Source organism: Clostridium sp. CAG:265, assembly GCF_000436575.1.
Lineage (GTDB): Bacteria > Bacillota > Clostridia > Clostridiales > Clostridiaceae > Clostridium > Clostridium lentum.
Map to the genome: position 1 here is coordinate 22,883 of NZ_FR886604.1, position 15,090 is coordinate 37,972.

At 30.0% G+C, this 15,090-nt stretch carries 15 protein-coding genes; all 15 read right to left on the reverse strand.

Annotation, left to right across the window (positions count from 1 at the left end; genetic code table 11):
- Positions 1-149: 50S ribosomal protein L21 (gene rplU, locus Q5O29_RS04550; RefSeq protein ID WP_302631754.1), on the reverse strand; the 149-nt coding region annotated here is incomplete at its 3' end.
- 132 nt (positions 150-281) lie between these two features.
- Positions 282-1,724: an Rne/Rng family ribonuclease gene (locus tag Q5O29_RS04555; protein WP_022211815.1), complete on the reverse strand. Its 1,443-nt coding sequence runs from the start codon at positions 1,722-1,724 to the stop codon at positions 282-284.
- An 11-nt stretch (positions 1,725-1,735) separates the two neighbouring features.
- Entirely contained in the window at positions 1,736-2,437 is a 702-nt protein-coding gene (locus Q5O29_RS04560; protein WP_022211816.1) for a TIGR03936 family radical SAM-associated protein, read from the reverse strand.
- On the reverse strand, positions 2,421-4,274 hold the full coding sequence (locus tag Q5O29_RS04565; RefSeq protein ID WP_022211817.1) for a TIGR03960 family B12-binding radical SAM protein: 1,854 nt from the start codon (positions 4,272-4,274) through the stop codon (positions 2,421-2,423). Before Q5O29_RS04565 ends, Q5O29_RS04560 begins: the two co-directional genes overlap by 17 nt.
- 99 nt (positions 4,275-4,373) lie before the next feature.
- Entirely contained in the window at positions 4,374-5,282 is a 909-nt protein-coding gene (locus Q5O29_RS04570; protein ID WP_022211818.1) for a site-2 protease family protein, read from the reverse strand.
- A 1-nt stretch (position 5,283) separates the two neighbouring features.
- Entirely contained in the window at positions 5,284-5,667 is a 384-nt protein-coding gene (locus Q5O29_RS04575; protein WP_022211819.1) for a hypothetical protein, read from the reverse strand.
- A gap of 150 nt (positions 5,668-5,817) precedes the next feature.
- Positions 5,818-6,951 (reverse strand): rod shape-determining protein RodA, encoded by a 1,134-nt coding sequence (rodA, locus tag Q5O29_RS04580; protein ID WP_022211820.1) that lies wholly within the window; start codon positions 6,949-6,951, stop codon positions 5,818-5,820.
- 155 nt (positions 6,952-7,106) lie between these two features.
- Positions 7,107-7,379 carry a cell division topological specificity factor MinE gene (gene minE, locus Q5O29_RS04585; RefSeq protein WP_186835153.1) on the reverse strand — a complete coding sequence of 91 codons (273 nt, stop codon included), beginning with the start codon at positions 7,377-7,379 and terminating at the stop codon, positions 7,107-7,109.
- A gap of 12 nt (positions 7,380-7,391) precedes the next feature.
- Positions 7,392-8,189 carry a septum site-determining protein MinD gene (minD, locus tag Q5O29_RS04590; RefSeq protein WP_022211822.1) on the reverse strand — a complete coding sequence of 266 codons (798 nt, stop codon included), beginning with the start codon at positions 8,187-8,189 and terminating at the stop codon, positions 7,392-7,394.
- 18 nt (positions 8,190-8,207) lie between these two features.
- The gene (gene minC / locus Q5O29_RS04595; protein WP_022211823.1) at positions 8,208-8,849 is read right to left on the reverse strand and encodes a septum site-determining protein MinC; all 642 of its coding nucleotides are present in this window, start codon (positions 8,847-8,849) and stop codon (positions 8,208-8,210) included.
- A 200-nt stretch (positions 8,850-9,049) separates the two neighbouring features.
- Positions 9,050-11,998, reverse strand: a complete 2,949-nt coding sequence (locus tag Q5O29_RS04600; RefSeq protein WP_022211824.1) for a penicillin-binding transpeptidase domain-containing protein — start codon at positions 11,996-11,998, stop codon at positions 9,050-9,052.
- Positions 11,995-12,486, reverse strand: coding sequence for a rod shape-determining protein MreD (gene mreD / locus Q5O29_RS04605; RefSeq protein WP_022211825.1), 492 nt, complete (start codon positions 12,484-12,486; stop codon positions 11,995-11,997). The genes Q5O29_RS04600 and mreD overlap by 4 nt, the downstream gene beginning before the upstream one ends.
- A gap of 11 nt (positions 12,487-12,497) precedes the next feature.
- Positions 12,498-13,346 (reverse strand): rod shape-determining protein MreC, encoded by an 849-nt coding sequence (mreC, locus tag Q5O29_RS04610; RefSeq protein ID WP_022211826.1) that lies wholly within the window; start codon positions 13,344-13,346, stop codon positions 12,498-12,500.
- Positions 13,346-14,365, reverse strand: a complete 1,020-nt coding sequence (locus Q5O29_RS04615) for a rod shape-determining protein (protein WP_022211827.1) — start codon at positions 14,363-14,365, stop codon at positions 13,346-13,348. Before Q5O29_RS04615 ends, mreC begins: the two co-directional genes overlap by 1 nt.
- Positions 14,366-14,392: 27 nt before the next feature.
- Entirely contained in the window at positions 14,393-15,079 is a 687-nt protein-coding gene (gene radC, locus Q5O29_RS04620; protein ID WP_022211828.1) for a DNA repair protein RadC, read from the reverse strand.
- Positions 15,080-15,090: the final 11 nt, after the last annotated feature.

The window sequence follows — 15,090 nt, forward strand, 5'->3', positions numbered from 1 at the left end:
CCACCTTTTAAAGTTTCTCCGTTAGAAACAGCTAAAACTTCTGTTAATTCAACTGTAGAATCTACTTCAGCGTTTAATTTTTCAACGTATATTACGTCTCCTTCTTGAACTCTAAATTGCTTTCCACCTGTAACTAATACTGCGTACATTAAAACACCTCCTCTAAATACGGTCTCGCCTCTGCAGGTACAAAGATTTAACTTTGTTTTACTTAAAACCTGTTACGTGCGGTCTACAAATGACATTCTATCACAAATTTATACATCTTGTAAAGAAATTTATCATACTTTCTCAATAGTTTTTATCTTGTAATGTTGGTAATTATCTTTTTGATTCGAAAAGATAAGTGGCTCTATTTTATAACCTTCAATATCATATGCAAAGTTTAAATAAATTTCTTTATCTAAACCTTCAATATTTTTTATAAAATTAAATAAATCCCCAGTAATATCATGTTCATAATTCTTATCTATCTCAATATAAAAATCCTTTATTGAGTTTTCTCTAGAGCATTTGATAATTTCATTTCTAATAAGATTTTCAATATATGATCTTTTTAGTAAAAATCCATTGCTTTTGCATACTTTACAAGGTTCTTCTAAATATTCATAAATTGATTTTCCTTTTCTTTTTCTTGAAACCTGTATAAGCCCAAGCTCTGTAAAAGGATATACCTTAACGTTACCTTTATCTTCTTTTAAAGCCTTACGTAATTCTTCTATTATTTTAGGTTTTTGATAATCTTCTCTTAAATCTATAAAATCAATTAAAATAATACCACTTAAATTTCTCAGTTTAATTTGCCTTCCACACTCTCTAGCTGCTTCTAAATTAGTTTGGAATATAGTTTTAGAAAAGTCACGCCCCTTGATATTCTTTCCGCTATTTACATCTATAACATACATAGCCTCTGTCTTGTCAATTATTATATATCCACCGCAAGGTAAATTAACTTTTTTATGACGTAATTTTAATATTTCCTTTTCAATGCCATAGAAATCAAATAAACTTCTTTTTTCACCATATAAAGATAACTGTATATGCTCTTTATCTTTTAATATTTCACTTATATTGTTTAAATATTCTTCATTATCAAAGAATACCTTAGTTTTCTTATTCTCTATTTCTTCGAAAAACTTCTTTAAAATAGTATTACTTTGAAGTTTGCCTAAATTAGTTGAATATCTAAGCTTTCTTTCCATAGCATCTTTCTTTTCTAGTAAGATTGCAAGCTCTTTTAAAAGTTCTTCTTCTGTAGCCTTTACAGATTCTGTCCTTAATACTATGCCAACATCTTTAATAGGCTTAATAATTGAAGTAAGTCTCTGTCTATCTATTACATCTTCAATTCTTTTAGACAAGCTTAATCCTTCATCTCCCATGATTAAAACTATATTCTTTCCTGCTATTGATATCTTATGAGTTACTTTGGCACCTTTATCACATAAAGGCTCTTTAACCACTTCTATTAAGATATCCTGCCCTTTTTTTATATTCATTCTTTTAAGCTCATCACTATAATACATATAAGCTTCTTTTTCCAGGCCAATATCTACAAAAATAGAATTTATAGCAGGCACTATATTTTTAATTCGTCCTTTATAAATCTCACCTATCTGTGGCTTTGATGTTTCTTCTTCAACTATACATTGAACAAGTTCACCATTTTGTTTTACAGCAACTCTAATCTGCTTTTCTCTACTTTCAACAAAAACTTCTCTCATATACACACATCCTAAAGAGCTTTAAATAATGGTACATACTTATTATCTTTTAATACGTACATTTCTTCTCTTTTTACACTAACAAATGATTCTGCATTTACATTCTCTATCTTGCTTGTTATAAATCTTGCTAAAAGATCAGCTGATAGATTTTCTCTACTTCCTGTAGCAATCAATGCATTGATAACTAATTCTCCATCTTTAACCCAATACTTTAACTCTTTAACTAAAGGCTTTATATCAGCCATCTTTTCCCCTTTTTTGCTTTTCTTTAAAGTTTCCCAAGCATTTTCATTTAAAAGTGAAGCCATTTTTTCCTCAACTTTTTCTTCATTAACTAACTTTAATTTAATTATGTATCTCCCTGCATCTAAAAGTGCCATGGCTTGTGGTACTCTCTTAACATTTTCTACAATTTCAATTGGAGTAGCTTCAAAAAATCTGATTGTTGGTGGAGCTGCCTCATTTAATCTTGCTAAAATATCATCTACTTGCATCTTTTCAGTTAATACTATATCCATGTATTCCCCATCAGAATAAACACCTACTGAAAGAGGTTGTGCTAAAGATAGTGCCATATGAGGATTGAATCCTTTAGAATATTCTATTGGAACTTCTGATCTTCTTATTATTCTTTGAATAGTTCTCATTAAATCCAAGTGAGAGATAAACTTTATACCTTCCCCTTTAGAAAATTTAATTAAGTATCGCACCTTCAAAACACTTCCCTTCCTTAAAGTTTACATTGATTCCACATCCAGTACAGCCTTCTCTACAGTTTCTTGTAGTTGCTGCAACCTTTGCTTTTTCATTTTCTCTTTCAAGATATTTTCTGTTTACACCTATATCTATGAAATCCCATGGTAATATTTCATCATAACTTCTTTCTCTATATACATAGAACTCTGGATCTATATTACATTCTGCCATTGCTTCATTCCAAATATCCATACTGAAGTATTCTGACCACCCATCAAACTTAGCTCCCTTTTCAAAAGCCTTAATTAGAGCTGCACAAGTTCTTCTATCTCCTCTAGCAAATACCGCTTCCATAAGAGATGTATCTTGGTGGTGGTACTTATAGCTTACAGCCTTGCTCTTAATAGCATATTTGATAGCTTTTATTCTTTCAGTTACAACTTCTGGTCTTTCCATTGGAGCCCATTGGAACGGTGTAAATGGCTTTGGTACTAATATTGATGAACTTGCTGTTATCTTTAACCCCTTAGCTCTTTGTTCTTTTGCTATGCTATAGTATACTTCTGCTATCTTATCTGAAAGCTCAGCAATACCTACCGCATCTTCTAATGTTTCATATGGAAGTCCTATTATAAAGTATAACTTAATTGTACTCCAACCTGATTCAAAAGCACTCTTAGCCGCTTCTAATATTCTTTCTTCTGTTAATCCCTTATTGATTACATCTCTCATTCTTTGGGAACCGGCTTCTGGCGCAAATGTAAGTCCACTCTTTCTTACTTTTTGAATTTCTTTTATTAAATCAACTGAGAAAGCATCAACTCTTATTGATGGAAGAGCTATACCTACTTTATTTCCTTCATGCTCAGCCACTAATTCAGTAATAAGCTTTTGTATATCAGAATAATCACATGTACTTAATGAAGATAAAGAAATTTCTTGGTATCCAGTGGCTTTCACAGCATCTCTTGCTTGTTTTATAAGTGTATCTCTGGTCTTTTCTCTTACTGGTCTATAAATCATACCGGCTTGACAGAACCTACATCCATTTGTACATCCTCTAAACGTTTCAAGAACAACTCTATCATGAACTATTTCAGTGTAAGGTACAATCATATCAACTGGGAAGTCTACCTTATCATAGTTATTTACTATTCTCTTTTGTACCTTAGCTGGTACATCTTCATACTTAGGTGTAAATTCCTTGATAGTTCCATCTTCATTGTAGGAAACATCATATAATGAAGGTACATATATACCCCTTATCTTAGATATTTCTCTTAAAAATTCTTTCTTCTTCCCTTTACCTTTATACTTTTTATAAACATCAAGTACATCATTCATCATTTCTTCGCCTTCACCAATTTCAAAGAAATCTACTATATCACATAATGGTTCAGGATTATATGCGCAAGGTCCTCCAGCCATAATGATTGGAGCATCTTCTCCCCTTTCAGAAGCTCTAAATGGTATTCCAGACATATCAAGCATATTTAATATATTTGTATAACTCATTTCATATTGAAGAGTAAATCCTAGTATATCGAATTTATCTAATGAATCTTTTGTTTCTAAAGTATATAATGGAATATTATTTTTTCTCATTAATTCTTCCATATCTGGCCATGGTGCAAAAGTTCTTTCACAATATGTATCTTCTCTTAAATTTATTGTATGATAAAGTATTCTAGTACCTAAGTGAGACATCCCAACTTCATATACATCTGGGAAACAAAATGCAAATCTTATATCAACATCTTTGGGATTTTTAATTACTTGATTTAACTCCCCACCAACATATCTTGATGGCTTTTCAACTTTACATAAAATATCATCACTAATTTTATTCATAAGTTCCTCCCTTATACATAATAAAAAGAAGTATCTAAGTACTTCTTTTTATTTTTCATTTTAACATATTATTAAATTAAATGAAACTAATTACTACACTTATCTCTTACCATAATATTCCTCTAAGCTAATGTTTCCATAAATTTTTAATCCTTCTATCAGTTCATCTTCTGCAATAATAAATTTTACTTTTAAATCATCATCAAGCACATAAAAAATATTAAACCTATTCTTATCCACTATCTTCATTAAATCCACAAGTCCCAATTTATAATATACAGAAATCACCCTATTTTCTAGATAGTTGTTCCTAATTAACTTTCGTACTTTTTTATAAATATTCCCCATTAAGATATACATAACCGCCTTTTTTTCAGTTCTCGTTATATAAATGATAATAACAGCAACTAGCAGCATAGTTACATTAATAGAACTATATTTATACACTCCATAAAAACAGATGGCAATGAATGCTCCCCCAATAAAATAACTTATGCCTGCTATCCTAAGCTGTGCTTCTTTATATAGCATCTTCCTAGATAATATAACCTCTAAAATTCTTGCACCATCTAAAGGATATGCTGGCAATAAATTAAATATTGCTAACCCTATATTAATAGTTACAACAATTTCAGATAGCTCAAATCTTACATAATAATTTACTAGTATAAATATAATAGCAATACATATATTAGATAAGGGACCAACTATGTATATAAGCAGCTTTTCTTTATAATTTAGCTCATCTACATCAAGCAGATCCACTCTTGCACCATATATATGCATTTGAAAATTATTAAATTTACTACCTCTCATCATTGCCAATATTATGTGACTGAATTCATGTATAAGTATTGATATAAAAGATATCAGCAAATTTTGTTTTTGTTCTAGATGAAGTATGATAAACATCAGTATTATTTCTGCAAAAATCAATATATTCCATCTATATAACAAACTGCACTTTACCTTTATGAAACCTTTTAAAAATATTTTTTTTATTTTCATATCATTTCTCTATTGGTGCTTCACTAATATTCTCTCTTATCCATTTTAAACATTTTGCTGCTCTACTTTTTATATCGCTAATCTTTACATACTTTATATCATCTATTATTTCAGAATAGCTGCTTCTTTCACTTATATTTTCTTTAAAGACATTAAAAGCTTCTACAGTGCTAGTATTATTGGAATACTTCATTGCTAATACTGTCACTAAAACAATAAATGTTACTATACATTGAAATATACAGTATTCACTACATTGCCTAAAAACATTACTACTCTTATTTTTCTTATAGCCATTACTAATATTCCTATATGACCTTTGGACTTTTGATTTATTAGTTATAGAATTATAGTATTTACTATATTCTGAATTATACTTTCCCATAGACAACCTCACAATAACACTTCAATACTAATTATATTTTTCTTATTAACAAATTATTCTATTACTACCTATAAAGAATGTATACTTCTTAAATATTTATCTATACATAAAAAATAGCCATGGATATTTTCCATAGCTATTTTACTATAACTAAAAATATATTTTCTTTTTACTCATTCCTATATTTAAAACAATTCCTAAAGAAAGAATTGTTGTTAAAAGAGAACTTCCTCCATAGCTTACCAATGGAAGCGTGATTCCTGTTATCGGCATAAGGCCTATTGTCATTCCAATATTTTGTGTTATAGCAAAAAAGAAATAGGACACCATTCCAATAGATACACATCTACCAAATATATCCTTGGAATTTTTCGCAATTTTTATCATTCTTGATATAAGAATACCATAAAAACTTAATAATATTATGGCTCCTATGGTTCCCCATTGCTCTCCTATTTGAGCAAAAATGAAGTCAGTTTCAACTTCTGGCACATATTCTGATGCAAAACCACCAGTACCATCATTACTATAACTATTATGTGCACCAAAGAATCCTCCTGAACCTATTCCAATAAGCGATTGCCTTAAGTGATATCCTGAATCAGAAGTATCAGTATCTGGATTCATAAATGATGTTATTCTTGTTTTTTGATAATCTTGAATAAGTCCTGAATTCCACAATAAAACTACTGCTAAAAGCATTGACCCAAGACCATAAAGTATTACTCTTTTATCAAGTCCTCCTATAAAATAAACACCTAACACCATAAAAAATAATACCATGGTCATCCCCATATCTGGTTGAATAACAATAAGTGCTGCTGGAATTACAGCATATATAGCTAAGGTGAAAAAATTTTTCACCGTATTTATATTGCCTTCCATTTCTTCAAGTTTTCGTCCCATCATCATAATAGTTGCAACCTTAGCAATTTCTGCTGGTTGTAGTGATATAACTCCTAAATCTATCCATCCTTGAGCTCCATTTACTGTTTTTCCTATAACTAAAACTAGTACTAATAATACTATTGATCCGCCATAAAATAAATTTGTAAATCCTTTAATAGTATTATAGTCTGATGCTAAGACAAAATATAAAGCAACTAAGGCAACTATAAAAAATATCAATTGTCTTTTAGGATAAAATATACCATAGTTTCCCTTAGTCGCTAAATATATATTAAGAATACCAAATGAAACTATACATATAATAGAAAAAAGCATCCATTTATCTAATTCTTTAAACTTTTTAAAATCAATTTTGAAACTTGGTATTAACTTCATTTTTTCACCTCCACAACTTATCATCTTATTATATAATAATTGACCGTTTTTCTCTATAAAATTTATGTAAATATAAAAGTTCTTTAAGCTTTCTGTAAGAAAGTAAACTTAAAGAACTTTATTTTTTACTTTAAACAATTGTTAGTATATAAAATTTATCTTCCACGCATATTTTTTATAGGAATATTTGCTACAAGAGCAGGTCCATTACCTGTTTCACTTGTTTCAGTCCTATTTAATGCTATTTCAACATCATCTGCATCAATCTCAATATATTTTGATAATACTTGTAATATTTCTACTCTTATTTTGTCAATAGTTTCTGGGTCTATATCCCCTCTATCGTGAATAAGTATTAATTTTAATCTATCTTTTGCTACATCCTTAGGAGTCGTTGTCTTATTATGAAAAATTTTTAACAAATCCATCATTCTTACCTCCTAATTCTTTTTAAATATTTTTATTAATTTTGAAAATATACCATTAGACTCTTCACTTAAATCTAATAGTGGAACATCTTCTCCAATAATTCTATTGGCAATATTTCTAAATGCTTTTCCTGAAATAGATTTATCATCTAAAACTATTGGCTCTCCTTTATTGGTTGATACAGTTATATTTCTATCATCTGGTACAACACCTAAAAGCTTCACTGATAAAGTCTCTATAATATCAGGTACATCAAGCATATCTCCTCTTTTTGTCATTTCATAGTTTAATCTATTAACTATTACTTCATGTTTATCCAATCCTTTAGCGTCTAGTTTTCCAATTACTCTATCTGCATCTCTCACTGATGTAATTTCAGGGTTAACTACCACTATAGCTCTATCAGCTCCAATAACAGCATTTTCAAAGCCTTGCTCTATTCCTGCTGGTGAATCAATGATAACATAATCAAACTCTTCCTTTAATGTATTTACTATGGATAACATGTCTTCTGACTTTATATCATCCTTATCCTTAGTTTGAGCAGTTGGAAGTAAGAATAAACTTTGGTATCTTTTATCCTTAATAAGTGCCTGCTTTAATCTACATCTATTTTCAATAACATCCATTATTGTATAAACTATTCTATTTTCTAATCCCATTAAAACATCAAGATTTCTTAATCCTGTATCTCCATCAACAACCACTACCTTTTTTCCGATAGCTGCAAGTGCTGTTCCTATATTAGCTGTTGTTGTAGTCTTTCCTACTCCACCTTTTCCAGATGTTATTACTATAGAAACTCCCATTTTTTTATCCCTCCAAAATTAATAACTATACTTATTTGGTAAATATGGCTCAACAATTATCATTCCATCCTTAACCCTAGCCACTTCAGGATAAGGAGGTTTAACATCATCAGGAGATACTGTAATTAAATCTCCAATTTGCAGAAGTTGAGGCTGTAGTATAAATGCAGCTATTATCGCTTCTCTATTGCCTCCAATACCTGCTCTTACACGCCCTCTTATGCTTCCAAGAACTATAATATTTCCACCTGCTGATACTTCTGCTCCACTATTAATATCACCAATAACAACAATATTACCTTTACTATTAATACACTGGCCACCTCTTATGGTTTTTTTTATAAATTTAGTTCTTCCTTCATATATACCTGTAAAGACTGTATCAGCTTCTATTTTTCTTTTGTTTGTATCATCAAATATACAATCTCTTATATGTATTTCTTCAAATAGCTTATCTTTCAATTTGGCTATTTCACTATCTGATACATTCTTAAGGTTTGCTATAATTTTTATTATAGAATTTTTATAAAACCCTTTTCCTATAGATAATACGCTTATAATTTCTGCAATAACTTCATCGAAATTTATAAATTTATCTATATTAACTATAACACTTATGCCCTCTTTATCACCTTTTATTTCAATTCTATTTTCCTTCATTGGTTACCCTCCACCAATTTCATACACTTTTTATTATAATTATACCATATATCAACAGTTAATAACATAATATACTATATATTTATAATTTCTACTAACTTTAACATAGTTTTTTTATTTTATCTTTTCTATATATATTATTATCGAACATTGTTTTAAAAAAATAATAGAGTTATCAAAAAATTGATAACTCTATATAATTATTGTGTACTTTCAGTTGCATCACTTTCCACATTATGGCTATTTTCTTCCTGATTTTCTTTATTATCATTTAGCCCATTTGCTACATATTTTTGATAACTTTCTGAATTTTTAGTATAATTTGAATAATTACTTTCTAATAATTCCTTAAAGAATGCTTCATATATAGCTAGATGAATAGTTGCTCCTTCACTACCTTTATTACCATCATATAAAGTTGAGAATATAGCAATTTGTGGATTATCCATTGGTGCAAAACTTATATAGTTACCATATGGTCTTCTTCCTATGACTGTATAATTTTCTTCACTACCAAAGTCTGCTGTACCTGTTTTACCTGCTACAGCAATTGGAAATGAATTAAAACTATTATAAGCTGTACCATTACCACTATAAGTGTTAACCATCCTCATACCTTCTTTTACAGCTTGTAAGTATTCACTAGGTATGTCTAATGTATCCACTATTTCTGGTTCAAACTCTTCAATTACTTCTCCATCTGGCGAAGTAATTTGATCAACAAGCCTAACCTTATATCTTGTTCCCCCACTTGCTAATGTGGCAACATAATTAGCTAATTGTAATGGCGTAAAAGCATTCATACTTTGACCAATAGCATCCTTAACTATTTCTGCATAAGTATCTATCTGAGTACTCATGTCGCTTATAGTGTATTGTGCTATAGCATTAGCTATTATCTCTGCTTGTTCATCAATACTAGTCTTACTACTTCTAGTACTATTATAACTTTCTAATGATGCTTTATATTCATCAGAAAGTTCCATTATAGATTTTATATAACTTATTAATTGACTAGCAAATTCATCAGCACTTGTAAGCTGTGCATCTGTACCCACTAGCTCTAAAGCTTTATTAATTTGTTCCTTCAAGTCTGACTTAGCATTAGCTAATGCTTCACTATCGGTATCATTTTTAGAAATATTCAACGGTGCATAATAGAATATTCCATTATAGTTTCCAGTTTTCAGACTATCTACTAATGTATACATAGGTGTATCAAGTATTCTATTTTTCCATGACTTAAAGTTATATGTCTGGCCGAAGTTTTCTTCTATTTCTATACCTGTAGAAGCATTGCCACCTTCTGTTACTCCAAGTCCAAATTTATAAGCATAATGAGCAATACTATCTAGTGCTGCTACTCTTTCTTTTTCATCATTAGAATTTCCACCATTTTTAAGATATAGTTCATACCCTACATTGTGGAAGAAGAAGTTTGATGAATGCATTAAAGCTTCTCTTACTGAAATAACTCCATTTCCAGTCTTTTGAAAGTTGTATTGTGTAAGATTTCCTACCTTCCACACTCCTGTATCATTTACCGTTGAATTAGTGCTAATTACTCCCTCCATAAGACCTGCAATTGCAGTTAATGGTTTAAATACAGAGCCTGGTGGAAGAAGTGCTTGTGTTGAATAATTGAACATTGCCTTTGGATATAAATCATAGGTATCTTCTCTTGTTCCATCTTCATTTAATGGAAATAATTCATCAATTGTTGATGTTGCACCAGTCTTAGCTATATGCTCAGCAGCAAAGGCTTTATAATCTGGTGAAAAGTATTGTTCATATAATTCATCACTTAATTGTCCTGTAGCAAAATCATTAGGATTAAATGTTGGGTAGCTTGCCATGGCAAGTACTCTTCCTGTACCAACTTCAATGGCCACTACTGAACCTCTAGTAGCATTAGACCTACCATTACCGTAATCTTTATTAGTTACATTAGCATCAACACGAGCTAAGGTATCTTTTAGTGCCTGTTCAGCTGCATATTGTACATCTTTATCAATGGTAAGATGAATATTATTCCCTGCATAAGATTCAAGCTTAAATAACTCTTCGGTAGTTCTACCTTCTGAATTAACTTTTACAGTAGTCCCTCCATCTTTTCCCTTAAGCTGTTCTTCAAAGGCAGCTTCAATTCCTGCTGCTCCAACTAAATCTGTGGATGCATCATATCCCTTTAGTTCATATATTTCTTCTTCAGTACTTGTTATAGACGAAACATAACCAAGTATTGATGATGCTACTGATCCATATGGATAATATCTAACTGGCTCTAAGTCAACATCTATCCCTGGAAGCTCATTTAACATCTGATAAAATATAAAAGCAGTATCCTTAGTTATATCACTGGCTATGGTAACTGATTTATATCCTTGATAACTCTGAAGATTTATAGCATCTTTAACTACCATATATTTTCTTATATCTTCTATTGAATATTTCTCTAATAAATCTTTTGTGATAGTCTTTCCATCAACATCCTTATACTTAGCAACAATGGCATTATATTCTTCCTTAGTATAATTTTCTGGAAGAAGCATCTTATACATTCCGTATAGCTCTACTAAATAATAAAAAGTATCCTCTGGTGTTATTTCTAATAACTTTTTATTTATATTAGCAAGTTCTTCATCAGTAAAATCACCATCATGATTTTTATATAACTTTTTTACTACTTCATCTTTTAACCCTCTATCGTTTTTAAATAAAAGTTCTGTAGCTTCCTTCACATCACTATTATCATTTTTAAAAGCAAAATAAAACTGTCCATTTGAATTAACTTTTAAAAGAAGATCATCTTCAAAATTTTCTCCATTTTCACTAAGTACTTTAAATACCTTATCTAAAGTACTAAATATTGCATTTGCAGATTCAGTAGTTTGCATATAGGTAAGTACATAAGTCTGCTCACTAGTTGCTAAAATATTTCCATCACTATCATAAATTATTCCTCTTGGAGCACTTTCTGATATAAATTTTGTGGAACTTGTATCTGCCTTCTCCTTGTAATCATCATATTTATATACTTGAAGATATAAAAGCTTAGAAAATAAGCTTGTAAATATCACTGCCATAATTATATATAACACTGTATATCTTGATATGGTCTTTTTCTTTTTTGGTTTATTTACTATCATTTAAACCTCCATCTATCATTATCCATATATTTATCGCAAGTAGCTAAAACTATATTATAAACAACTATCATAATAATGGAGTTGTAACATGCCGCTAAAATAGTAGCACTATAATTGATACTTTGATTAAATAATCTTAATATTATGGCTACAAAAAAGCCCTTTATTATGGATAATACTAATGTAGATAAAACTGGAACTATCTTATTTCCCTTTAAAATGTTTTCTCCTATTTTTGCCGCTAAAAAGCATAATAATAGATTGCTTAAAGAATTAATGCCAAATCCCTTGACAAAGTATATATCCTGAAGTATTCCACTAATTACCCCTATAAAAACCGCTTCATTTTTTCCACATACTATTGAATAAGCTATTGCAAAAATAAATAAAAGACTTGGATAACTGCCCATTATTTGATAATTAGGTAATAAGGAATTATCTAAGACTAAAAGGAAAATTGAAATAAGTATTATAAATATCTTTTTCATACATTTTCCTCCTAATCGTATTCAATTTCATCAATATTACTGTTAGGAATTACTACAAATAATTCTTCCACTTCATTAAAGTTAACAAAAGGCTCAACTACAGCACTTTTCATAACCCTAACATTATCTTCTTCCACTGATACAACAGTACCTACTGGTATTTCCTTTGGATAAATCTTACCAAGTCCTGATGTTATAATGATATCGCCTTCTTTAACATCTGAGCTTATTGGAAGATTATACACTACAGTCATATTGTTATCTTTCTTATCACTTAATCCTTGAAGCACCCCAGTGGCTTCTCTTGTCTGTTGATCCATTACAGCAACAGCAATATTTTCATTAAGTATACTTTGAACTATAGCAAAGTTACTAGCTACTTTTGTTACTTTTCCAACTAACCCCTTAGAACTTACTACTACCATATTCTTATTTATTCCATCATTACTTCCTTTATCTATTATGTATCCATCTGATAAGGAATTTCCACTATATCCAATTATATTTACTCCTACATACTTATAATTATTCTTAGATTCAGTGAAATTTAAAGCTTCTCTTAAGCGTTCAACTTCATCTTTTAATGATTCATATTCAATTAATTCATTGGCAAGTTTCGTATTTTTTTTCTTTAATTCTTCATTTTCTAATTTAACTTCAGAGAAGTTTAAAAAGAAATCTACTGTTTCTTTTACTCTACTATTTATATTATATACTATTTTTTGTAAGGGACTAACTACTGTACTAACACTACTAGATATACCATTTGCATCACTTTGCAAACTGTATATAATCATACCACAAAAGGCAACTGACAGTAAAACTATAGTTACTGCCAGTTTATTTTTAAAAGGTTTCATTATTGACCTCTTTGAGTTTTACTTAATTCATCAAAATTTTCTAGTGCCTTACCAGCTCCTAAAACAACACAATCAAGTGGTGATTCAGCTATGTGTACTGGCATGTTAGTTTCAGCGTTAATTAATTTATCTAATCCCTTTAATAAAGCTCCCCCACCTGCTAGCATTATTCCTTTTTCAATTATATCTGCTGCAAGTTCTGGTGGTGTCTTTTCTAATGTAGTTTTAATTGATTCTATGATTGCATATACCGGCTCTTTTAAAGCTTCTCTTACTTGTTCTTCAGTAATAGTAACTACTTTTGGAAGTCCAGTAATCATATCACGACCTTTAATTTCTAATGATTCATTTTCATCATCTATCTTGTATGCTGAACCTAATTGCATTTTTATATCTTCAGCAGTTCTTTCACCTATCATTAAGTTAAATTCTTTCTTAACATAAGCAATAATTGATTGATCTAATTCGTCACCAGCAACTCTTAATGATTTGCTTGTTACTATTCCACCTAAAGAAATAATAGCTACTTCTGTAGTACCTCCACCAATATCTACTATCATGCTTCCTGTTGGTTCACCTACAGGAAGTCCTGCCCCTATAGCTGCAGCCATTGGTTCTTCCATTAACACAACTTCTCTTGCTCCAGCATTTCTAGTTGCTTCTTCAATGGCTCTTCTTTCAACTTCAGTTACACCTGATGGATAACAAACTATTATTCTTGGGCTTGTAAATGCACTTTTGCTTGCAACTTTATCAATAAGCTTCTTTATCATTGTTTGAGCAACATCAAAGTCAGCTATAACTCCATCTTTTAATGGTCTTATTGCTACGATATTTCCTGGTGTTCTACCAATCATAAGCTTAGCTTCTGTACCAACGGCTAATGGTCTTTTAGTATTACTATTAATAGCTACAACTGATGGTTCACTTAATACTATTCCTTTACCTTTTACAAATACTAAAGTATTTGCTGTTCCTAAATCTATTCCCATATCTCTATTACTACTGAAAAATCCCATTTGAATTCCCCTTTCAATCTTCAATATTTAAATAATTCCTTTTTCTTTTAAACTCGTATAATTGTTTCTACCAATAATAATATGATCTAAAAGATTAATTCCCATAATTTCTCCGCACTCTTTTATTCTAATACTAACATTAATATCCTCTTTGCTAGGCTCTGGATTACCAGATGGATGATTATGAGAAATTATTATGTTTGCACTACCAAATTTAACGGCTTCCCTAAAAATTTCCCTTGGATGAATCAAAGATGAATTTAAAGTTCCTGTAAAAACATCCCTAGTTCTTATAATATTATTTTTTGTATCTAATAATATTAGCTTTAGTGTTTCCTGATTTAAAACATTCATTTCATTCATAAGCAATTCTGCTATATCACTTGGTCTTGTGATTTTAAATAAATCATTTTTTGCTCTTAAAGTCTTAAACCTTCTAAATAGCTCACTTAATGCAATTATCTGACATGCTTTAACATTCTTAATACCTTTGATTTTCTTGATTTCTTCATAGCTTGCATCCAATATTTTATCTAGTCCACCTAAGTTTAATATCAATCTAGTACTTAAATCAATAACATTTTCACCTTTAGTTCCAGTTCTCAATAATATAGCTAAAAGCTCCTCATTCCCTAAGCTATCAGCGCCATATTTCACTAATTTCTCCATAGGACGCTCACTTAATGGCAAGTCACTTATCTTTATATTACCCATAAAATCTCTCC

Coding starts and splice junctions, on each gene's coding strand:
- Q5O29_RS04555 (WP_022211815.1), bottom strand. CDS start 1,724: ATGAGAGAAGTTTTTGTTGAAAGTAGAGAAAAGCAGATTAGAGTTGCT.
- Q5O29_RS04565 (WP_022211817.1), bottom strand. CDS start 4,274: ATGAATAAAATTAGTGATGATATTTTATGTAAAGTTGAAAAGCCATCA.
- Q5O29_RS04570 (WP_022211818.1), bottom strand. CDS start 5,282: ATGAAAATAAAAAAAATATTTTTAAAAGGTTTCATAAAGGTAAAGTGC.
- Q5O29_RS04575 (WP_022211819.1), bottom strand. CDS start 5,667: ATGGGAAAGTATAATTCAGAATATAGTAAATACTATAATTCTATAACT.
- rodA (WP_022211820.1), bottom strand. CDS start 6,951: ATGAAGTTAATACCAAGTTTCAAAATTGATTTTAAAAAGTTTAAAGAA.
- minE (WP_186835153.1), bottom strand. CDS start 7,379: ATGGATTTGTTAAAAATTTTTCATAATAAGACAACGACTCCTAAGGAT.
- minD (WP_022211822.1), bottom strand. CDS start 8,189: ATGGGAGTTTCTATAGTAATAACATCTGGAAAAGGTGGAGTAGGAAAG.
- minC (WP_022211823.1), bottom strand. CDS start 8,849: ATGAAGGAAAATAGAATTGAAATAAAAGGTGATAAAGAGGGCATAAGT.
- Q5O29_RS04600 (WP_022211824.1), bottom strand. CDS start 11,998: ATGATAGTAAATAAACCAAAAAAGAAAAAGACCATATCAAGATATACA.
- mreD (WP_022211825.1), bottom strand. CDS start 12,486: ATGAAAAAGATATTTATAATACTTATTTCAATTTTCCTTTTAGTCTTA.
- mreC (WP_022211826.1), bottom strand. CDS start 13,346: ATGAAACCTTTTAAAAATAAACTGGCAGTAACTATAGTTTTACTGTCA.
- Q5O29_RS04615 (WP_022211827.1), bottom strand. CDS start 14,365: ATGGGATTTTTCAGTAGTAATAGAGATATGGGAATAGATTTAGGAACA.
- radC (WP_022211828.1), bottom strand. CDS start 15,079: ATGGGTAATATAAAGATAAGTGACTTGCCATTAAGTGAGCGTCCTATG.